The 20,911-nt window shown below is 70.6% G+C and carries 19 protein-coding genes and 1 pseudogene; 10 read left to right on the top strand and 10 right to left on the bottom strand.

Annotation, left to right across the window (positions count from 1 at the left end; translation table 11 throughout):
• Positions 1-142: 142 nt before the first annotated feature.
• Positions 143-805 (top strand): RNA polymerase sigma factor, encoded by a 663-nt coding sequence (locus OHO27_RS15430; RefSeq protein WP_328424264.1) that lies wholly within the window; start codon positions 143-145, stop codon positions 803-805.
• Positions 805-1,848: a hypothetical protein gene (locus OHO27_RS15425; protein ID WP_328424262.1), complete on the top strand. Its 1,044-nt coding sequence runs from the start codon at positions 805-807 to the stop codon at positions 1,846-1,848. Before OHO27_RS15430 ends, OHO27_RS15425 begins: the two co-directional genes overlap by 1 nt.
• Positions 1,849-2,123: 275 nt before the next feature.
• Here the strand turns inward: OHO27_RS15425 and OHO27_RS15420 are convergent, their stop codons facing one another.
• Entirely contained in the window at positions 2,124-2,984 is an 861-nt protein-coding gene (locus OHO27_RS15420) for a L,D-transpeptidase family protein (RefSeq protein WP_328424260.1), read from the bottom strand.
• Between the two features lie 174 nt (positions 2,985-3,158).
• On the opposite strand from OHO27_RS15420, the gene OHO27_RS15415 reads away from it, so the two are divergent.
• Positions 3,159-4,739, top strand: coding sequence for an acyl-CoA mutase large subunit family protein (locus tag OHO27_RS15415; RefSeq protein ID WP_328424258.1), 1,581 nt, complete (start codon positions 3,159-3,161; stop codon positions 4,737-4,739).
• Between the two features lie 73 nt (positions 4,740-4,812).
• Complete coding sequence (gene leuE, locus OHO27_RS15410) at positions 4,813-5,460, top strand: leucine efflux protein LeuE (RefSeq protein ID WP_328424256.1); 648 nt, start codon at positions 4,813-4,815, stop codon at positions 5,458-5,460.
• Here leuE and OHO27_RS15405 read toward each other — a convergent pair whose 3' ends face one another.
• Positions 5,461-6,858, bottom strand: a complete 1,398-nt coding sequence (locus OHO27_RS15405) for an FAD-dependent oxidoreductase (RefSeq protein ID WP_328430449.1) — start codon at positions 6,856-6,858, stop codon at positions 5,461-5,463.
• 97 nt (positions 6,859-6,955) lie between these two features.
• Here OHO27_RS15405 and OHO27_RS15400 point away from each other — a divergent pair, with 97 nt between their 5' ends.
• Positions 6,956-7,606 (top strand): TetR/AcrR family transcriptional regulator, encoded by a 651-nt coding sequence (locus tag OHO27_RS15400; protein WP_328424254.1) that lies wholly within the window; start codon positions 6,956-6,958, stop codon positions 7,604-7,606.
• 13 nt (positions 7,607-7,619) lie between these two features.
• Here OHO27_RS15400 and OHO27_RS15395 read toward each other — a convergent pair whose 3' ends face one another.
• From OHO27_RS15395 to OHO27_RS15375, 6 genes and pseudogenes are all read right to left on the bottom strand, one after another.
• On the bottom strand, positions 7,620-8,549 hold the full coding sequence (locus OHO27_RS15395; protein WP_328424252.1) for a class I SAM-dependent methyltransferase: 930 nt from the start codon (positions 8,547-8,549) through the stop codon (positions 7,620-7,622).
• 199 nt (positions 8,550-8,748) lie between these two features.
• Positions 8,749-9,612, bottom strand: coding sequence for a sulfotransferase family protein (locus tag OHO27_RS15390; protein WP_443059707.1), 864 nt, complete (start codon positions 9,610-9,612; stop codon positions 8,749-8,751).
• A 147-nt stretch (positions 9,613-9,759) separates the two neighbouring features.
• On the bottom strand, positions 9,760-10,929 hold the full coding sequence (locus OHO27_RS15385; RefSeq protein ID WP_328424250.1) for an acyltransferase family protein: 1,170 nt from the start codon (positions 10,927-10,929) through the stop codon (positions 9,760-9,762).
• A 941-nt stretch (positions 10,930-11,870) separates the two neighbouring features.
• Positions 11,871-12,266 (bottom strand): hypothetical protein, encoded by a 396-nt coding sequence (locus OHO27_RS43140; protein WP_443059743.1) that lies wholly within the window; start codon positions 12,264-12,266, stop codon positions 11,871-11,873.
• Between the two features lie 57 nt (positions 12,267-12,323).
• Positions 12,324-13,165 (bottom strand): annotated as a pseudogene (locus OHO27_RS43135) (polysialyltransferase family glycosyltransferase); the annotation flags it as partial.
• 35 nt (positions 13,166-13,200) lie between these two features.
• Entirely contained in the window at positions 13,201-14,178 is a 978-nt protein-coding gene (locus tag OHO27_RS15375; protein WP_328424248.1) for a glycosyltransferase family 2 protein, read from the bottom strand.
• Positions 14,179-14,376: 198 nt separating this feature from the next.
• Here OHO27_RS15375 and OHO27_RS15370 point away from each other — a divergent pair, with 198 nt between their 5' ends.
• The 4 genes from OHO27_RS15370 (at position 14,377) to OHO27_RS15355 (ending at position 19,237) form a co-directional block, all read left to right on the top strand.
• Positions 14,377-15,690, top strand: coding sequence for a DUF6716 putative glycosyltransferase (locus tag OHO27_RS15370; protein ID WP_328424246.1), 1,314 nt, complete (start codon positions 14,377-14,379; stop codon positions 15,688-15,690).
• A 65-nt stretch (positions 15,691-15,755) separates the two neighbouring features.
• The gene (locus OHO27_RS15365) at positions 15,756-17,054 is read left to right on the top strand and encodes an N-acylneuraminate cytidylyltransferase (protein WP_328424244.1); all 1,299 of its coding nucleotides are present in this window, start codon (positions 15,756-15,758) and stop codon (positions 17,052-17,054) included.
• A 13-nt stretch (positions 17,055-17,067) separates the two neighbouring features.
• Positions 17,068-18,006, top strand: coding sequence for an N-acetylneuraminate synthase family protein (locus OHO27_RS15360; protein WP_328424242.1), 939 nt, complete (start codon positions 17,068-17,070; stop codon positions 18,004-18,006).
• Between the two features lie 160 nt (positions 18,007-18,166).
• The gene (locus tag OHO27_RS15355) at positions 18,167-19,237 is read left to right on the top strand and encodes a hypothetical protein (RefSeq protein WP_328430447.1); all 1,071 of its coding nucleotides are present in this window, start codon (positions 18,167-18,169) and stop codon (positions 19,235-19,237) included.
• On the opposite strand, the gene OHO27_RS15350 is transcribed toward OHO27_RS15355, so the two are convergent.
• Both OHO27_RS15350 and OHO27_RS15345 read right to left on the bottom strand, forming a co-directional pair.
• Complete coding sequence (locus OHO27_RS15350; RefSeq protein ID WP_328424240.1) at positions 19,238-19,432, bottom strand: DUF397 domain-containing protein; 195 nt, start codon at positions 19,430-19,432, stop codon at positions 19,238-19,240.
• The gene (locus OHO27_RS15345; protein WP_328424238.1) at positions 19,432-20,274 is read right to left on the bottom strand and encodes a helix-turn-helix domain-containing protein; all 843 of its coding nucleotides are present in this window, start codon (positions 20,272-20,274) and stop codon (positions 19,432-19,434) included. The genes OHO27_RS15350 and OHO27_RS15345 overlap by 1 nt, the downstream gene beginning before the upstream one ends.
• A 220-nt stretch (positions 20,275-20,494) precedes the next feature.
• Here OHO27_RS15345 and OHO27_RS15340 point away from each other — a divergent pair, with 220 nt between their 5' ends.
• A complete protein-coding gene (locus OHO27_RS15340; protein ID WP_328424236.1) occupies positions 20,495-20,911 on the top strand; it encodes an ATP-binding protein in 417 nt (138 codons plus the stop codon).

The following is a 20,911-nucleotide window of genomic DNA, read 5'->3' as shown; positions in this document are numbered from 1 at the left end:
ACGTGCCTTTCGCGCCGGACGCGGAGGGTGTATGACCACCGCAACGACCTGCGGTTCCAGAACCGCAACCATCGACTGAGGAACCACGACGGCGAGAACCGGTCCGCGACAGCGGCACCGGCTTAGGCGCAAAAGGGGCGCAGTGCTGGGGGACGACGCGGAGCTGACCGCCGCGGTGCTTGCGGCACAGGACGGGGACGAGAGCGCGTTCCGGACTGTGTACCGCGCTGTGCACCCGCGGCTGCTCGGGTACGTACGGACGCTGGTCGGCGACCCGGACGCCGAGGACGTCGCCTCGGAGGCGTGGCTGCAGATAGCGCGTGACCTGGAGCGGTTCAGCGGGGACGCGGACCGCTTCCGTGGCTGGGCCGCCCGGATAGCCCGAAACCGCGCCCTGGACCACATACGTATGCGCGGCCGCCGCCCCGCGATCGGCGGCGACGAGACGGAGCTGACCGGGAAGGCCGCCGAGTCCGACACGGCGGGGGAGGCCATGGAGGCCCTGGCCACCGACGGCACCCTCTCCCTCATCGCCCGCCTGCCGCAGGACCAGGCCGAGGCCGTCGTCCTGCGCGTGGTCGTAGGGCTCGACGCCAAGACGGCCGCTCAGACGCTGGGCAAGCGTCCGGGTGCCGTACGAACCGCCGCGCACCGGGGTCTGAAGCGGCTCGCCGAGTTGCTCGGCGACGATCCGGAATCGACCGGAGTGCTCGACGCCCTGCCTCCCCAGCGAGGAACCCGCGACCGTGCGGTGACGTCTGCGAGTGTGACGCATATGCGTTCGCGGACGCAGAAGGATGTGTGATGGCCGACGAGCAGTACAGGTGGCTGGACCGCGAAACGGCGGAGCGTTTGCTGCGCGGAGAGTCACTCGAAGCTGTCGATCCGGCCGACCGCGACCAGGCCGAACGCCTCGCCAAGACGCTTGAGGCGCTGACCGCCGAACCCCCGCTGAGCAGCACGGAACTCCCCGGAGAGGCCGCAGCGTTGGCGGCGTTCCGAGCGGTGCGCGCGGGCCGGGACACCAAGGCCGCGACCGTCGGACACGGCTCGGCAGCCGGTGCCCTTGAGGGCTGCGACGCCCCCGATGCCGGGCTCGTCGACGTCGGGCTGGTCCGTATCGGCGGCGCCGACAACGGTGTCTGCCGGCCCCGCTGGGCACGTCCCGTGCGGCTCGGTCTCGCCGCCGCGCTGGCCGTCGGCATGATCGGCGGGGTTGCGCTCGCGGCCGGAACCGGAGTCCTGACATCGCCGTTCGTCGAAGACGAAGGGGCCCGCCCGGCCGCCACGGTCTCGTCACCGGCACCACCGGAACGCCCGCTCTTCTCGCCCTCGCCGGAGGGTGGTGTGCGGGGCGGACCCACGCCCGACGACGACTCGCAGGCGCCCACCGATCCGGGCGCGACCGAGGGCGCCGAACCCGGCGGCACCGCCCCGGACCGCGGATCGGCGCCCGACCGGGACAAGGTTGCCGGCGGCTGGTGGAAGGTCGTTGCCGCGTACTGCCGTGACCTGCGCGACGGCAAGGAACTGTCCAACGACCGCCGCCGCGCCCTGGAGAGCGCGGCGGGGGGCTCCGAACGCGTGCGGAAGTACTGCAAGGGCGTCCTCAAGGCCGTCGGCGACGGTACCTGGGGCAAGTCGGTCGGCGGCAAGGACAGGGACCGCGACCGGGACCGGAAACGGGACAGGAACCGGGACCGGGACAGCGACGACGACGAGGGTGACCGTGCCGATTCGCGGGGCGACGGCCGGGGCGGCCGGCACGGCGACGACGACCGCGACCACCATGGTGACCGCGGCCGTGACCGTGACGGCGGCCGCGACGGGGCACGCACAGCGCCGTAGCAGCCCCGTCCACCGTGGTGGCGCGCGCGGCGGCCCTTCTGCCGGACCGCGTCCTCACTTCCGTAACAGGTCGCTGACCTGCGGTTTCGTGATTGGTTGAAAATTCTTCGCCGCCGGAGTGACACTTTCGGCCGCCATGGCGCTGATCTGAGTGAGCCGACTGGTCATCGGCCGTCGCACAGAGCCGGGGTTCCCCCGTACCTACGGCTCGTGCATCGGCGCGGGCGGGACACGTTCCCCGGTCCCGCCCGCGCCCCACACCCGGCCCTCGCGCCTCACCAGTGGACGACGACCTTGTCGCCGGTCCTCACCTGCGCGAACATCTCGGAGATCGCCCGCTCGTCCCGGACGTTGACACAGCCGTGCGAGGCACCCGCGTACCCCGTGGCCGCGAAGTCGGACGAGTAGTGCACCGCCTGGCCGCCGCTGAAGAACATCGCGTACGGCATCGGCGAGTCATAGAGCGTCGACACATGGTGCCGTGACTTCCAGTAGACGCTGAACACACCTTCCCGAGTCGGTGTGTACTGCGACCCGAACCTCACCGGCACCGTCAGGACCGACCGCCCGTCGACCATCCAGCGCAGCGTCCGGCTCGACTTGCTGATGCACAGCACCCGGCCGGTCAGGCACCGCGCGTCCGGCGCGTCGGCCGGCTGGCCGCCCATCAGGTACAGGTCCCACTTGCCGGGCTCGCGCGTCATCCGCAGCAGCCGCTGCCAGGTGACCTCGTCGGTCCTTCCCGTCCTCGGCAGCCCCCGCTTGCCCTGGAAGCCCCTGACCGCCTGCTCCGTCAGATCGTCGTACGTCCCGGTCGGCCCGTCGAAGAGCCAGGCGATCTGACGCAGCCGGGCCTGGAGCTCCCGTACGTCCCGGCCCTCGTCGCCCCGCGACCACAGCACGGCGGGTGGTGCCGCGGGCGTGGGCTTCGCGCTCGGCTTGTCGTCGGGCGGTGCCGACTTCGGGGACGCTGTGCCGCTCGGGAGCTCTATGTGCACGGGCGAGCGCCGCTCCTCCTCGCCGGAGGCCTGCACGGTGCAGCCGCACAGCACGGTCAGCGCGGCACCCCAGGCCAGTACGGCGGTCCCTCTCTCCGTGCCCCAGCCCCGTGTCCGCGCCATACCCCTGGTACGCATCCCGGCCCCCGTCGTCTCACCGCGGCCACCCCGACCGCCCGACCGCCCTGGTGTCACCTGAGATGTTCCCCGCACGTGACCGGTTGCGAACTACGCGGCATGGTTGGACACAGGGGTGAAGGACACCGTCCGCATTCACGGGCGACAACCACGGCGACCTCGGAGGCACCCACGATGACGCGCGAGTCCGAGTCCGGAGTGCCCATCGAGCCGGTCTACGGGCCGGACGCGCTGAGCGGCTGGGATCCGGCCGAAAGGCTCGGTGAGCCGGGTTCGTACCCCTTCACCCGCGGCGTGTACCCCACGATGTACACCGGCCGCCCCTGGACGATGCGCCAGTACGCCGGCTTCGGTACGGCGACGGAGTCCAACGCCCGCTACCGGCAGCTGATCGCCCACGGCACGACCGGCCTGTCGGTCGCCTTCGACCTGCCCACCCAGATGGGCCACGACTCCGACGCGCCGATCGCGCACGGCGAGGTCGGCAGGGTGGGAGTGGCCATCGACTCGATCGACGACATGCGGGTGCTGTTCGACGGGATCCCGCTGGACAAGGTGTCGACGTCGATGACGATCAACGCGCCGGCCGCGCTGCTGCTTCTGCTGTACCAGCTGGTGGCGGAGGAGCAGGGGGTCCCGGCGGACCGGCTCACCGGCACGATCCAGAACGACGTGCTGAAGGAGTACATCGCGCGCGGGACGTACATCTTCCCGCCGAAGCCCTCGCTCCGGCTGATCGCCGACATCTTCCGGTACTGCCAGGCCGAGATCCCGCGGTGGAACACGATCTCGATCTCCGGCTACCACATGGCCGAGGCAGGGGCGAGCCCCGCGCAGGAGATCGCCTTCACGCTCGCCGACGGCATCGAGTACGTCCGCACGGCGGTCGCGGCGGGCATGGACGTGGACGACTTCGCGCCCCGCCTGTCCTTCTTCTTCGTGGCCCGTACGACGATCCTGGAGGAGGTCGCCAAGTTCCGTGCGGCGCGCAGGATCTGGGCCCGGGTGATGCGGGACGAGTTCGGCGCGCGGAACCCCAAGTCCCTGATGCTGCGCTTCCACACGCAGACGGCCGGCGTCCAGCTGACGGCCCAGCAGCCGGAGGTGAACCTGGTGCGCGTGGCAGTGCAGGGCCTCGCGGCCGTCCTCGGCGGCACCCAGTCCCTGCACACCAACTCCTTCGACGAGGCGATCGCGCTGCCCACGGACAAGAGCGCCCGCCTCGCCCTGCGCACCCAGCAGGTGCTGGCGTACGAGACGGACGTGACGGCGACGGTGGACCCCTTCGCGGGCTCGTACGCCATCGAGAGGATGACCGACGACGTCGAGGCGGCCGCGGTCGGGCTGATGCGGCGGGTCGAGGACCTCGGCGGCGCGGTGGCGGCCATCGAGCACGGCTTCCAGAAGGGCGAGATCGAGCGCAGCGCCTACCGGATCGCCCAGGAGACGGACTCCGGCGAGCGGGTCGTCGTCGGCGTCAACCGCTTCCGGCTCGACGAGGAGGAGCCGTACGAGCCGCTCCGCGTGGACCCCGCCATCGAGGCCCGGCAGGCGGAGCGCCTCGCGCAGCTGCGCGCCGGGCGCGACCGGTCCGCGGTGGACTCGGCCCTGGCCGCACTGAAGAAGGCCGCGGCGGGGGAGGACAACGTCCTGTATCCGATGAAGGACGCGCTGCGGGCCCGGGCGACGGTGGGGGAGGTGTGCAACGCGCTGCGGGATGTCTGGGGGACGTACGTCCCGAGCGATGCCTTCTGATCCGCGATCCGCGCCGTCTCGCCCGCTGAAATCCGGGATCGGAATGTCGTACCCGCGTGCCACACTCCTTTCCATGTTCGGTGTCATCGACCTCCCCACTTACCTCGCGGGCCTGATCCTGATCGTCCTGCTGCCCGGTCCCAACTCGCTGTACGTGCTGTCCGTGGCCGCGCGCCGGGGCGTCCGTCCCGGGTACACCGCCGCGGCCGGTGTCTGGTGCGGGGACACCGTGTTGATGACGCTGTCCGCCGCCGGAGTCGCCTCCCTGCTGCAGACGAACGCCGTGTTGTTCGGGATCGTGAAGTACGCGGGGGCCGGGTATCTGACCTGGCTGGCGATCGGGATGATGCGGGCGGCCTGGGGGATGTGGCGGGCCCGGCGCGAGGTGGCCGTCGAGGACAGCCTGGCCCCGGCCGCCGAGGAGCGGCCCTTGCGGCGGGCCTTCGTCGTCAGCCTCCTCAACCCCAAGGCGATCCTCTTCTTCGTCGCCTTCTTCGTGCAGTTCGTCGACCCGGACTACGCCTACCCCGCGCTGTCCTTCGTCGTGCTCGGCGCCTTCGCGCAGCTCGCGAGCTTCCTGTACCTCAGCGCGCTGATATTCGGCGGCACGAAGCTGGCGGCAGCGTTCCGCAGGCGCAAGCGGCTGTCGGCCGGGGCCACTTCGGCGGCGGGGGCGTTGTTCCTCGGGTTCGCGGTGAAGCTCTCGCTCGCCGGCACCTGATCAGAGACCGACACGCGCCAGGTAGGCGGTCAGGCCCTCAGCCGTCTCGCCCGCCCACCCCACGTATCCGTCCGGCCGGACCAGGAGCAGGCCCTTCCCGTACGGCGCCTGCTCCTGCCCGCCGACCACCCGTACCGTGTCCGGCAGTTCCGGTGCCTGCGCGCCCACCGCGACCATCGTCCAGTGCGGCCCCCGGAACGCGTCGAACAGCCGCACGCCACCCAGCGTCCCGTCCGGCGCGCGGTCGCCCGCCCGCACCGGGCCCGGCGCCGGCCGCGTCTCCCGGGTCAGGGAAGACTCCGGGTACCCCAGGCCGAGCTGGCGGGTCGCCTCGCCGCGGCTTACCTCGCCGCGGTGCACGCTGGTCGACAGGCCGAGCATGTCGGCGGCGATGGGACGCCGTTCCTCCTCGTAGGTGTCGAGGAGCGCCGCGTCGGCCCCGTCCCGCAGCACCGCGCCCAGCTTCCAGCCCAGGTTGTAGGCGTCCTGGACGCTGGTGTTGAGGCCCTGCCCGCCCGCCGGTGAGTGGATGTGCGCGGCGTCCCCCGCGAGGAACACCCGGCCGTCCCGGAACCGGTCCGCCAGCGCTGCCCGCGGCCGGAAGTCCGAGGCCCAGCGGACCTCCGTCACGTCTTCCGGCGCGAGGTGGGAACGCGCGGCGACCGCCTTGCGCACGCCGTCCGGTGAGACGTCCACCGACGCCCCCTCGGGGAACCGGGCCGCGACCTGGAAGTCCTGCGTGCCCGCGAGCGGGCAGATCGCGAGGAAGTCCTGGCCCTCCCCGCGCGGCGGGAAGATGTGCCAGTTGTCCCGGTCCAGGCCTGTGATCCTGACGTCCGCAACCAGCGTGGGGTTCGGGTCGACGGTCTCCCCGGTCATGCCGATGCCGAGGGCCCGCCGTACGGCCGAACGGCCGCCGTCGGCGGCGACGACGTACCGCGCGCGGACGCTCTCGCCGGCCGCGAAGCGAGCCGTCACACCGTCCTCGTCCTGTGCGATCCCGGCGACCTCCCGGCCGAAGGCGACCTCTCCGCCCAGCTCCGCCAGCCGCGCGAAGAGAATTTCCTGCGTCCGCCACTGCGGAACCATCCACGGCTCGGTGTACGGCGAGTCCTCCGTGACCTCCGCCGGGTCGAACATCTGGTGCTCGCCGACCCGCCGGCCGTCCTGCCAGAGCATCCCGACCGGATAACTGCCGCCCGCCGCCCGGATCGCGTCGAGGACGCCCAGGTCGTCGAAGACCTCCATCGTGCGCGGCTGGATCCCCTTGCCGCGCGACCCGGGAAAGAGCCGCTCGGCCCGCTCCACGACGAGCGCGTCCACGCCGCGCCGGGCGAGATCGATACCGAGGGCGAGGCCGGTGGGGCCCGCGCCGACGATCAGTACATCCGTGTCCACCGGTACATCCGCATGCGTGTTCATGAGCGCAGTCTCCTTAACGCTGTTAAGTTCCCTCGGTCACGAGCGTGCCCTTAACGGCGTTAAGCTGTCAAGCGTGAATACGGAACGCCGAGCGCCTCTCGACCGCACACGCGTCGCGGACACCGCCCTCAAGCTCCTGAACGAGGTCGGTCTCGACGGCCTGACCCTGCGTGCCATCGCCAAGGAGCTGGACGTCAAGGCGCCGGCCCTGTACTGGCACTTCAAGGACAAACAGGCGCTGCTGGACGAGATGGCGACCGAGATGTACCGGCGGATGGTCGCCGCGACGCCCCTCGACCCGGACGAGGGCTGGCGGGAGCGGCTCCTGAGGTCCAACCGCGGACTGCGCGCGGCGCTGCTCGGCTACCGCGACGGGGCCAAGGTCTTCAGCGGCTCACGCTTCACCGGCATCGAGCACGCCGAGCAGATGGAGGACAACCTGCGCCTGTTCACGGCCGCCGGCTTCGCCCTCGCTGACGCGGTCCGCGCGACCTCGACGACGTACTTCTACACCCTCGGCTTCGTCACCGAGGAACAGGGCGTCGAGCCGCTCGCGGGTGAACGCCGCGAGGGGTACGACATAGAGCAGCGCGCCCGCCTGATGGCCGACTTTCCCTTGTCGGCTCAGGCGGGCGCGGAGATCTTCACCGACTACGACCGGCACTTCGAGGAGGGGCTGGCGGTGGTGATCGCCGGTATCGAGGCGCGGTACGGGGTCGGCTGAGCGGGGCGGCGGATCACCTCGCCCGGCGGCGGGCGTTGCGGATCGCGCGAGTGACGACCGGCGGGAGCACATCCGCGGCGAGCCTGCGGGCGCGGCTGCGGGGCACCTTCGGGCGCGCGGGGCGAGCGGCGGAGGCGGCAGGCGCGGCGGGCGCGGTGGGCTCCGTGGGGATGCTGTCCGCGTGCCGGGACGGCGGGAACGGCGGGGCCTGCGTGCCCTTGGCCTTGAGGCGGATGATGCGGTGTCCGGCCGCCTGCTGGACGCTGAGGTGGCAGTCCTTGCGCGCCCGCACCATCGCCAGCAGCTCCTCCTGGACCGGCTCGGGGTCGCCCCAGGTCGCGTACAGCTTCTGGGTGCTCAGGCAGATCGGGCGCAGACCACGGTTGATCACGGCCTCCCAGGTGGCTATCGCCACTCCCGGCGTGTGCTCGGAGCGGAAGTCGTCCAGGACGACCACCCCGTCGGGCAGCAGCAGGTCGTGGGCCGCGCCGATGTCGCCGTACACGTGCTCGTACAGGTGCGAGCCGTCGACGTGGACGAACCGGCAGGAGCCCGCCGGGACCTCGTCGGGCACGATCGAGCTGGGGCCCTGCAGGACGCGCGGCAGCTCGTCGTGGAAGGAGAGGTAGTTCTCCTCGAAGGCCTGCCGGGTCAGCGCGCTGTACGACTTCGCCGACTCCGCCTTGTTGGCATCGTCCGGTGCGTCGCCCTCGAAGAGGTCGCACACCGTGTAGCGCTCACCCGGCTGGAGGCGCTGGCCGAGGAAGGTCGCGCTCTTGCCCATGAACACCCCGACCTCCAGCAGGTCGCCGCGCATCCCCGCGGACTGCTGCCGGTCGAGGAGCCAGTCGAAGAGCACCTGGTCGAGCGGGGGAAACCAGCCGGGGACGTCGTCAAGGGTGCGAGGGCGTCGGACGGCGGGCGAGGACTGTGTGGCTGCCATAGGCGCGAGCACTCCGTTGTGATCCTGCGAGTCGGACGGGTACTCGGGTGTCTGCCCCGTGCGAATACGCCAAACCAGCTGTGCGATGAACGGCAGGACAACATCGCATGGTCAACGGGGGGCCCATCGGTTTCCGTGCGGTGTACCGGATTGCCGGGCCGTGGCAGGCCGCGCTCGGCGGGGCCTCGACCAGCGGTTTTCAGTCCGGGTACCCCCATGCCCGCGCCAATTCTGCCAGCCGTTCCGGAAGCTCTACGTCCGGGTGTGCCGAGCGGGCGGGCTGGATCCGGCCGGACTTGAGGGTGCTGGACCAGTCGCCGAGCTGGGGGCGGAGGGTGCCGTGGTCCTGTGCGCCGTAGTCGAGCATGCCGGGCTCCCACGGAAGGCCGAGATAGCCGCAGATGCCGCGGGTGACCCGCTCCGGCTCCGCGGTCAGCTCCTCGTACCGGATCACATGGGCGTCGAGGTTCTGCCGCGCCTCCTCCAGCTTCTCGCTGTAGCCGAGGACCTCGGCGCGGACGGCCTCGTGGTCGGGGTCCGCCCGGCGGCTGGTCAGGGACGCGATCACGGCGGCGGGGTGGCGCAGCAGGAGGATGTGGCGTGCCTGGGGCCAACATCGGTGCAGCCGGGGCCAGATGAGGGTGTTCGGCGGGGTCTTGTCGACGATGACGTCCTTGCCGCTGCGGGTGAGCTCCAGGTGCAGGACCCGGTCCCACAGCAGGTGCTCCAGCTCGTCCTTGTCGAGCTCCAGCTCCCTCATGGCGGCCGCGGTGAACTCGCGGGACAGGTGCACGTGCAGGGTGCGCAGATGCATCTCGTGCGGGGCCCGGATCCGGCTGTGGCTGTTCAGCAGCACCCGCAGCAGCGTCGAGCCGGAACGCACCGAGGACAGGACGAAGACCGGCGACTCCACCAGACGCGGCGCGGGAGGGGCGGTGTAGCCGGCTTCGGAGTCATCCGCGCTGCGGGGCGAGGGGACGGCGTTCAGGTTCCCGCGCGGCGGGCTCACGGCCTGCATCATCAGCCTGCCCCGACGCTTCAGTCCTTTGCTGATCGCCGTCATCCGAGGGTCTCGCACGGTGACACCTTTCTCTCGCGCATTGCCCTCCGTATCCCAGGGGCGGGAGTTGAACGGCAGATGACGCGCAGGAGACGCCAAGCGGGGATGTGCGTGCGCACATCCCCGCTGACCAGGTGCCTTACCGCTTCCTTAATTCTTCCTGTTAATCGCGGCCAGCTTGCGACGAATCAGCGGAGTGGCCCAGTCCTCGACGTAGCGGTTGAGCAGCCGGGCGAGCAGCAGCATCGCGCCGACGGTCAGCAGGACGGTGGCGTACGACGGGAGGTTCAGCCCCTGGTGGAGTGCCTTGATGACGACCCAGCCCAGGTGCTCGTGCACGAGGTAGAAGGGGTACGTCAGGGCGCCCGCGACCGTCAGCCAGCGCCAGTTGGCCCAGCGCAGCCAGCCCAGCGCGATCGCGGCCACGGCGACGTAGCCCAGGGTGACCACCAGCATTATGCCGAAGGAGCTGCGGTAGGAGAAGGCGTCCACGTCGGGGGCGTGCCACAGCCGCGACACCGCGTAGTGCTGGCCGATCAGCCAGCTCACGATCACGATGCCCCAGGCGTACGCGTCCTTGCGGTCGCGGTGCACCAGGTACAGGCCGACACCGCCGATGAAGTACGGGGCGTACTCGGGCATCAGGACGATGTCGAGGAGCGGCTCCTGCGCGCCCTCCGTGATGACCGCGGCGAGGGTCCAGACGGCGCAGAACAGGATCACGCGGCGGCGGGTCGCGCCGGGCAGCACGACGCACAGCGCGAACAGGGCGTAGAAGCGGATCTCCGCCCACAGGGTCCAGCACACGCCGAGCACCCGGTCGACGCCCAGCGGCTGCTGAAGCATCGTCAGGTTCACCAGGGCGTCGCTGGGGGACACCGCCTTGTACGTGACGACCGGCAGCGCGAAGACGAGCGTCACGATGATGAGGGCCGCCCAGTAGGCCGGCAGCAGCCGGGCGGCGCGGGACGCGAAGAACGACTTCAGCGGCCTGCCCCAGCCGCTCATACAGATCACGAACCCGCTGATCACGAAGAACACCTGGACGCCCAGGCAGCCGTACGCGAAGTAGCCGTGCAGCGTGGGGAACTGCTGTTGGGGCGAACTTCCCCAGGCGTCGGTGACCTCGCCGCCGCGGCCTCCGTAGTGGTACGCCGCCACCATCAGCGCGGCGACCAGGCGCAGTCCGTCCAGTGCGCGCAGCCGGGACTCGCGGGGCTTGTCCGGCTTGGGCGGGCGGGACGACGTGGCCGGTGGGAGGACGGTGCGTACCACGGTGCCCTTGGAGGTCACTTTGGTGTCCTCGGGCGTGTCGATCACAGGATTCCCCTCGCTGGGTTTCAGCCGGACCACAGCACACTAGTCCGAATCCAAGCGCCCACTTCGGCGAGCGGCGCAAGATTCGCCCCGCCGTCCGCGCGAGTTCACCTATGCGTCGCTTCCAACTCCGGCCTCACCGTCCCCACCCGTGCCACGCCCCGCGATTGTGAAAACGCCGCATAGACGGAGTGTCGTTTCGGCGACGTGAGGGTGCCGTGCTGGGGGCGGGCCCGGGTGAGTGAGGGGAGTTGAACAACTGCTCGACGGGGGCGGTCAGCGGGGCCCAACGGGCGGGTGCGAGGGCTCCCTCGGAAACGCCGTCAAGGACGGGTTGCTGACTCCGGCGGCGCTGACGGCGGCCGTCCCAGGGCGGATGGCTGCGCCGGCCGGGGGCGAGAAGCAGCCCGCGCTGCTTCAGCGTCACCCCCGGCGGGGTCCTCGGTGTCGGCCGCGCCGCCCACCCCTGCCCGGGCCGGCGGACAGCCCGCACCGACCCGCCGGGGACGCGCCACCCAGCGGGGGCGCCCAGCGCGCTACGGCGCTCTTGTGTCCGGCGGCGGGAGGCTCCGCGTGCATCGACGCCACCGAACGCACCCCGTGCTCGCACGACCTCGCGCTCGCGCCCGCGCTCGGTCGGCAGTTGGACACCGCTCGTGCTCGGCGAGCCTCACGGCCGGCGCCCCACCGCGCCGCTGTGCTGCCGCGGCCGACAGCCGGAGAGTCTCCACGCCCGGCCGTCAGTTGGACGCCGCCCGGCGCGCTCAGCCTCGCGCCGGGCGTCTCCGCAGCGCTGCCGCCCTTCCGCGGCCGGCAGCCGAAGCCGCCCCGTGCCCGAAGGCCCAGGGCGGGGGGCGGGGGTGGGGACACGTCAACCCGGCGGCCAGGCGCTAGCGGCGCACCGCCGGGATGGGGTGGGGGCACGTCAACCCGCCGGCCAGGCGCTAGCGGCGTACCGCCCGGCGCAGGTTGCGGGCCTTGCGGGCCATGCGGCGGACCGTGGCGTTGCGGGGGATGAAGGACAGCTGGGCCGGGAGGCCGCCGGGCAGAGCCAGGGATGTCAGGCGCTTGCGCTTGAAGTAGCGCAGTGTCCGCTCGCTCAGGTTCTTCGCCAGGTACCGCTCGGTCTCCTCGCGCAGCCCCGGCAGGATCTTCGGCTGCATCGCGAAGCCCACCGCACGCACCAGCGCACCCAGCGCACCGACGTCCATGCTCCGGCGCTGTTCGGTGACCGCGGCACGGTCGCCCAGCTCCGGAAGCAGCGCGTGCACGATCGTGACCGGCACACGGTTGCTGTTCTCGTACGGCGTCAGCCGCTCCAGCAGCAGCTCGGTGCCCACCTGCGCGACCGGAAGGCCGTACAGCGCGGACGCGGTGAGCAGGGCCGTGGAGAAGCAGCCCACGACCAGCGCGGGCCGCATCCGCTGGTACAGCACCTCGGCGAGGACCGGCGTGTCGAGCACGGTGAGCTCGACGCCGAGCTTCTCCGCCTCCTTCTCCAGGCTGCGGGCGAAGCGGGCCGGAGCCGAGGGTGCGGCTTGAACACCACCTTGTCGTGGCCCAGTCCGGCCGTGCCCTTCAGCATCCGCACATGCAGGGCCTCCTCCTCGTCGTCGCTGAGGATGCCGAGCGCGGAGAGGTACTGGCCCAGCAGCAGCGCGGGCTCCTCGATCTCCGGCAGCGCGTCACCGGAGGAGACGAGTTCGGCCAGCACCTTGGTGATGGCCGGAGTCGGCACGATCTCCGCCGGCACACCGAACTCGGTGAGCAGCAACGGCTTCAGACCGGGCACCAGGTCGAGGTGGAGCACCCGGTCCACGCGGGTGCCGACCAGCGGGTCGATCTTGTTGCGGGTGGGGCCGTAGCTCATCAGGCCGTCGGCGTAGACGGTGACCGGCGCACCGGTGAAGATCTGCGCGATGGCCAGCGACGGGTTGACCTGGATCGACTCGACCGCCAACTCGACGTCGTCGTCCCCGAGTTGCCACTCGTGGCGCAGGAACCTCTCCCACAGCGGCAGGTCGTCCTGCCGCGGCGACCAGCCACCCGGGTGGAAGGGGAAGATCGTCTCGTTGTACGACAGCACGTCGTCGAAGCGCTCACGCAGCCGCTCAAAACCCGGCATCTCGTCGAGGCCGGGCGTCGTCTCTGGCGTGGCGGCGTTGTTGCAGACCAGCAGGATGCGCCGGTCGGCGGGGCGGAAGCAGCCGGAGTCCAGGGCGGTGGCGAGGGTGGCCACGCCGTACAGGGTGGACGCCTGGAAGATCTGGGTGGTCACGCGGCGACCCCCGCAGGGGCGGGACGGCGACGCAGCCGGCGCAGCCGCGTCGCGCGCTGGATGTCCATGGAGTCCAGCGCCTCGTCCAGTACGTTCTGCGGCATGCGCCGCAGGGCCGCGGCACTCATGGATTTCAGCTTCTTCGCCACCGCGGGCTCGAACCTTTCGATGGATCCCAGATGATGGGAAATGATGGCGCAATAAGTACGCACGGCCTTCGGCAGGAGTTTGTCCGCCTCCGGGTCCTGCGCGGTTTCCTCGATGACCTGGTCGAACGCACGAATGAAATCGAGTTGGCGCACATCACCGATCTGGGTGAGCGACGAGGCCACGCCACGCCGGTAGAAGACGCCGAGCAGGCTCACCGCGGCGAAGGAATCCGCCTCCCGGTGCAGCTTCCAGATCCACGGCCGGTCCTCGGCCGTGCGGAGCCCGTCGGTGAAGTGCAGCACCCCCTTGTCGACCAGCCGGCGGTGGTAGATCCCCGCCCAGGCGTACGCGTAGTCGACGGAGGTGGAACGGTCGGCGGGCAGGATCGCCTCGCGCGGAGTCATCACGACGTTCCGGCGCCCGTGCGGCACCCGGTGCACAGCGCGCGCCCGTGCCGTGCACTGGACGTGGTCGGTGCGCAGGAAGTCGCAGCCCAACTCCTCGATCGCGGCGACCAGCCGGGGGTAGTAGCCGGGGGCGAGCCAGTCGTCGCCGTCCAGGAACGTCAGGTACTCACCGCGCGCGCGGTCGATGCCGGTGTTGCGCGCGGTCGCCAGTCCCCCGTTCTTCTCGTGTCTGACATGTACCGCGCCTGGCAACTCGCGTTCCGCGCGCGCGAGGATCTCTGGCGTCCCGTCGCGCGAGCAGTCGTCGACGAGAATGAATTCGAAGTCCTCACGTGCGTTCGCACGCAGGCTCCTCAGGGTGTCGGGCGCGTATTGCTGCACGTTGTAGAACGGCACGATGACGGAGAGCTTGACCACGCAATGGACGTTAGGACGAAGCCCGTCATTCGTCTTGACGATCGCCTTGAATCGAGGTGAACGACGTGTGGCGAAGCCGTGAACCGGGCTTTTTTACAGCCCGTTCCCGGCTCGATTCGCCATCCGTCGATGTGCTGTTAACCGTCTGTTGCATTCTGGTTGGGCAGAACCTCGAAAAGGCTTCCTAGCGTCTTCGATGTGCCAGCAAGTGCGACGAAGACCCGACGAGTTGCCGTCCTAGCGGATTCCGATACCCGGTGGAAATGGGGCGCGCTCACCGCGAACCGTATCTCCCCGGATGATTCGGACATCCGTCTGGACGGATTCCTCCTGCGTGGCCGGGCGACTCCCACCGCCCGCCAGCTCCAGGAGGTGGGCGTCCACGCCGACTCGCTGCGTGAGGTGAGCGCCGTCGAGTTCCTGCGCACCATGGCGCAGGGGTCGTACGACGTCCTGGTCCTCGCCCTCGTCGGCGGGGGCGTGCAGGCCATGCTGCACGGCCTCAAGCGGGTCTGGGAAGAGCAGCCCCAGCGGCCCGTGGTCGTCACCGGCTACGTCGGTGTCGTCTACGAGAAGCTCGCCGACGGCCTGCTGCTGCGGCACGGCGCGGACCTCGTCCTCGCCAACTCGCGCCAGGACGCCGAGCGTTTCCGTGCGGTGTACGACGGGGTCGGCGCCGACTCCTCGGCGGTGACCGAGGTCGCCCTGCCGTTCCTCGGCGGCGCGCCCTACCCCGGCGAGCACGACCCGTACACGGTCGTCTTCGCCGCCCAGCCCTCCGTGCCGGACAGCCGCAAGGACCGTACGTACCTGCTGAACCGGCTCATCCAGCACGCCCGCAAGCACCCCGAGCGCGAGGTGCTGCTCAAGCTGCGCTCCAAGCCGGGCGAGCACACCACGCACATCGAGGAGCTGCCGTACCAGAAGCTGGTCCAGCGGCTCGACCCGCCGGCCAACTTCAAACTGGTGTACGGGAACATGGGCGAGGTCCTCGACCGCACCGACCTGCTGGTCACGATCAGCTCCACGGCGGCGCTGGAGTCGCTGCACCGCCGTATCCCCACCGTCGTCCTCAGCGACCTCGGCGTGCGCGAGGTGCTCGGCAACCACCATTTCGTGGGCTCCGGCTGCCTCGCCTCCTGGGACCAGCTGGACGACGGGCACAGCCCGACGCCCGACGAGGAATGGGTGTCCCGGCAGGGCGTGTGCGCCGACGGCTCGTACGCCACCGCCTTCGACGCGGCCCGCGAGCGCATCGCCAAGCTGCTGGAGCGTCCGGGCGGCGTGCCCGCCCTCACGCCGTACTACACGCCGGCCACCGCGCCCGGCTATCTGCCCGGCATCCTCGCCCGCCACCACCTCGGCCCGGACGGCAGCCCGCTGCCCGGCGCCCCCGCCCACGACAGCGAGCCCGGCCCCGTCCGGCAGATCGTGCGCCGGGCGGCGCGCGGCGCCTACCGGCACGGCGTGCAGCGCGTGGCGCCTGTCATCCGGCGGATGGGGGAGCTGTGAGCGACCCGACCGGGGCGCCGGGACGCGCCCCGAAGCCTTTGCAAGGAGCCCAAGGAGTGGAGCCCATGTCCAACCCGGAAGCAGGTCAAGGCACCTCGGTGCCCAGGGTGCTCGCCGTGATCCCCGCGCGCGGTGGCTCCAAGGGCGTGCCCGCGAAGAACCTCATGCCCGTCGGCGGCGTACCGCTGGTGTCGCGTGCCGTGCGTGAGTGCCGGGCCTCGCGGCTCGTCACGGACGTCGTCGTCTCCACCGACGACCAGGGCATCGCGGCCGCCGCCCGCCAGGCCGGCGCGGAGGTCGTGCTGCGCCCCGCCGCCATCGCCGGCGACACCGCCACCTCCGAGGCGGCCGTCCTGCACGCCATGGACGCCCACGAGGCGCTGCACGGCTCGCCGGTGGACGTGGTCCTGCTCGTGCAGTGCACCAGCCCGTTCATCATCCGCGAGGACCTCGACGGCGTCGTCAAGGCGATCGTCGCCAACGGCGCCGACACGGCTTTGACCGTCGCGCCCTTCCACGGCTTCGTGTGGCGCCACGGCGACGACGAGCCGGCCGCCCTGCGCGCCGAGCGCGAGGCCGCCGAGGGCGGCACCGACACCGTTACTACCCGCACCACCAGTGGCGGCGGATACGGCGTCAATCACGACAAGTCCTTCCGCCCGCGCCGCCAGGACCGCCCCCAGGACTTCCTGGAGACCGGCGCCGCCTACGCGATGGACGCCGCCGGCTTCCGCGACCACAAGCACCGCTTCTTCGGCCGCACCGAACTCGTGCGCACCGACCCCGCCCGGGTCCTGGAGATCGACGATCCCCACGACCTGGCCCGCGCCCGCGCGCTGGCCCCGCTGTTCGACGCGGACCGGCCCGGCGCACTCCCGACCGCCGACGACATCGACGCGGTCGTACTGGACTTCGACGGCACCCAGACAGACGACAGGGTGCTGATCGATGCCGATGGAAAGGAGTTCGTCTCCGTGCACCGCGGAGACGGCCTCGGCATCGGAGCCCTGCGCAAGAGCGGGCTCAAGATGCTCATCCTCTCCACGGAGCAGAACCCGGTCGTCGCCGCCCGCGCACGGAAGCTGCAGATTCCCGTGCTGCACGGCATCGACCGGAAGGACCTCGCACTCAAGCAGTGGTGCGAGGAGCAGGGCATCGCGCCTGAGCGCGTGCTCTACGTCGGCAACGACGTCAACGACCTCCCGTGCTTCGCCCTCGTGGGCTGGCCCGTGGCGGTCGCGAGCGCCCACGACGTCGTGCGCGGCGCCGCACGCGCGGTCACCACCACCCCCGGTGGCGACGGCGCAATCCGAGAGATCGCCAGCTGGATCCTCGGCCCCTCTCTCGATTCCCTCACCAAGTAAGGACATCTCTGCCATGAGCACCTACTCCCGCCTGCGCAACTTCGGTTCGCGTGAAGTCGGACCGGGCAAGCCCGTCTACATCTGCGGCGAGATCGGCATCAACCACAACGGTGAGCTGGAGAACGCCTTCAAGCTCATCGACGCGGCCGCCGAGGCCGGCTGTGACGCCGTGAAGTTCCAGAAGCGCACGCCGGAGATCTGCACCCCGCGCGACCAGTGGGACATCGAGCGCGACACCCCCTGGGGCCGGATGACCTACATCGACTACCGCCACCGTGTGGAGTTCGGTGAGGACGAGTACCGCCAGATCGACGAGTACTGCAAGTCCAAGAACATCGACTGGTTCGCCTCCCCGTGGGACACCGAGGCCGTCGCCTTCCTTGAGAAGTTCGACATCCCGGCCCACAAGGTCGCGTCCGCGTCCCTCACGGACGACGAGCTGCTGAAGGCGCTGCGCGCCACCGGCCGCGCGGTCATCCTCTCCACCGGCATGTCGTCGCCGAAGCAGATCCGCCACGCGGTCGAGGTCCTCGGCTCCGACAACATCGTGATGTGCCACGCCACCTCGACGTACCCGGCGAAGGCCGAGGAGCTCAACCTCCGTGTGATCAACACGCTGGAGAAGGAGTTCCCGAACGTCCCGATCGGCTACTCCGGCCACGAGACGGGCCTGCAGACCACGCTGGCAGCGGTCGCCCTCGGCGCCGTCTTCGTCGAGCGTCACATCACCCTGGACCGCGCGATGTGGGGTTCGGACCAGGCCGCCTCGGTCGAGCCGCAGGGTCTCGTCCGCCTCGTCCGCGACATCCGCACCATCGAGGCCTCCCTCGGTGACGGCGTCAAGAAGGTCTACGACTCCGAGCTCGGCCCGATGAAGAAGCTGCGCCGCGTCGCCGGTGTGGTCGCCGAGGCGGAGATCGCCGCCGCGGCGGGCGAGCCGGTCCAGGTCTGAGCCGGAACGCCCCGAGTTCGAGTGCGCCGACGTCCGAGTGCTCCCCGTGGGGGCGCTCGGGCTCGGCGCCCTTCGAGCTTCCCGAACACGAGCAGCGCGAGCTGCACGAGCTGAATACGAGCGCCGCATGAGCGCCTTACGACGGGACGGTCGTACGTCGATGAGCCCCCGCGCCGGGAACACCGGCCCCCACACTCTCGCCTTCGTCGAGAGCCCGGTACAGCTCCTGAATGTGCTGGAGTGGGCGCACGCCCGCCGGCAGGCCGTCGGCACGGGACTCACCCTCGTCGTCCTGTCCCCGATCGACCCCATGACCCGCGGCCAGCTGCGCCGGATGGCCGAACTGGCGCGCGAGGACGGGCACGCGGTCCGCTGGGAGGAGGCGCGGGGCGGCCCGGCGGCCCCCTTCCAGACGATCGGCGGCCTGGCGGGCCTGTTGCGCCGTGCCGACCGGATCGTCCTGGGCGACCCCTTCTCCCGTTACGTACAACTCCTGCTGACCATCACCAAGGCCCGTGACATCGTCGTCGTCGACGACGGCACGGCGACCATGGAGTTCGTCGCCCAACTCGCCCGCGGCGAGCGCCTGGTCCGCTGGCACCGCAAGGGCGGCCGCCCCGGCCCCCGCGACCTGGTCTTCGCGCCGGTGTCGTCGGCGGCTCGCAAGCGTCTGACGCCGAGCGAGCGCCGGACTGTCGAGATCTTCTCGTCGATGCCGATGGAGGAGACGCCGGCCGGCGTGACGGTCACCGCCAACGCCTTCGCATGGACCCGCGACCGCTTCGGGCCGCCCCGCATCACCAAGGGCGCGGACATGGTGGGCACGTCGCTGGTCGAGACGGGCGTGGTCGACGGCGACCGTTACCTCGAAGCCGTCCGCTCCCTGGCCAAGGCCCACGGCGCCACGCGCTACTTCGCCCACCGCCGCGAGAGCGCGGAGAAGCTGCACCGGCTGGCGGTGGAGACGGGTCTGGAGATCGTACGGCCCGACCTCCCGCTGGAGTTGATCGCGCGCCGTGGCCCCATCGGCCGTACGATCCTGAGCTTCCCGTCGACGGTTGTGCACACCTTGCCGCTGGCGCTGTCGGGCACCGAGGTCCGGGTGGCGGTGTTCGACATCGACCCGGCGTGGCTGACGGAGAACGCGTCGCCTCGGGCGCAGGGGTTCTTGTCGGGGGTTACGGGGACGGCGCGGGATGTGCACCGGTTGTCGGCGGTTACGGCCGTGTGATCACTGGGCTGAGGGGGCCTTCAGGGCTTCGATGAACGGGGTGAAGGCGTCGGTCGGGAAGGTGAGGGTGCCGACAGACGGGTCCTTGGAGTCGCGTATGGCTATGCGGGTGGGGGAGTTCGCGATCTCTACGCAGGAGTCGCCGTCGCCAAAACTCGAGTAGGACGACTTCCGCCAGCTGTCAGAAGTGGACATCACAGTTCCTTCGCCACGCGGTTGATCAAGTCTCGTGACTTGTCGGGGTTGAGCGACGCGGCTTCCAGCTTACGGAAAAGCGTTCGAAGGGTGCTGAGTTGCGCTTCGGAATCGATGTAGGCCGCGCCGTTGGGGGCGTCACGGACGACGGTGTCCAGGTTGGGTACGGCGCCGCCTGCGTGCATCATGGCGCTCGCAGCGCCTGCGAACCCCTCCAGGGCGAAGGGGATGACCCGCACGGTGACGTGTTCCGCTTCGGAGATTTCGAGGACTCCCGCCAGCTGGGCCCGCGAGGCGGCACGGTCGCCGACCATGATGCGCAGGGCCGCCTCGTGGATGAGAGCTTCGTACGGTGTGCCGTCGAGGATCACCTTGCGTTGCATCCGGTGCCGGACGCGCAACTCAAGCTCCTCTTCCGGCAGATTCGGGATTCGGTAGGCGAAGACGGCCTGTGTGTAGTCCTCCGTTTGGAGCAAGCCGGGGATGTACAGGAACTGGGCCTCCCGTAGGAACGTGGCGTGGTGTTCCAACTCGGCGAGATCGAGGAACGGTGTGGGCAGCAGCCCGCGGTACTCCTCCCACCAACCCCGCGTGCGGTCGGTCGCCATGGCTACCAGGGCGTTCGTCAACTCATCGTCTGCACAGGAGTAGTTGGCGGCAAGGCGGCGCAGTCGCTTCTCGCTCACCCCTGCGAGGCCGGTCTCGATCTGGCTGATCTGGGGAGCACTCACCCCGAGCAGTTCTGCCGCCTCCCGTGATGTGAGACCTGCCGCGTCACGGAGTCTGCGCAGCTCGACCGCCAGGCGCATCTGACGTGCCGTCGGTTCGGTCCTCTTCGCCACGGGCGTTCCTCCCAACACGCCTTGAGGCGCGACTCGTTCGAAGGTCAGGTTACGTGATCCGCTTGCGGGATCTAAATAGTTACCCCTACTGTCAGTGACGCGACGCACACTCTGCGGAACCCGGGACCCCGGAAGCGCACCACTCCGTCCTGCCACGACGGCTGCGGCACTGCCACCGCCCGCCGACCGCACCCCCACACCACCGAACCGGAGCTGCCGCATGCCCGAAACCGAGCCCGAGTCCGAGCCCTGGGAGTACTCCCTCTACATCCCGAACGACGTCCGAGCCGTCACGGTGTCCCGCCGCACCCTCCGCCTGATCCTCACCATGCACGGCCTGATCAACCACGTCGACGTCGCCGAGCTGCTCGCCACGGAGCTGGTCTCCAACGCCGTACGCCACACGAAGGGGCCGGCCGCCCTACGGGTCCGCTGGTCGGCGGGCGTGCTGCGGATCGGGGCCTGGGACGCCGATCCCGAACCGCCCGAACCGCCCGGATCGTTGGATCAGCCGGCCGAGCGGGAGGACGGACGCGGCCTCGTCCTCGTCCGGGCCTGCGCCGACCTGTGGGGGTGGCAGCCGCTGACCCGGCACGGCAACCGGGGCAAGTACGTGTGGTGCGAACTGGCCACGTAG

This window comes from Streptomyces sp. NBC_00443 (assembly GCF_036014175.1).
Classification (GTDB): Bacteria; Actinomycetota; Actinomycetes; order Streptomycetales; family Streptomycetaceae; genus Streptomyces.
This window is presented reverse-complemented; position numbering and strand designations above follow the sequence as displayed.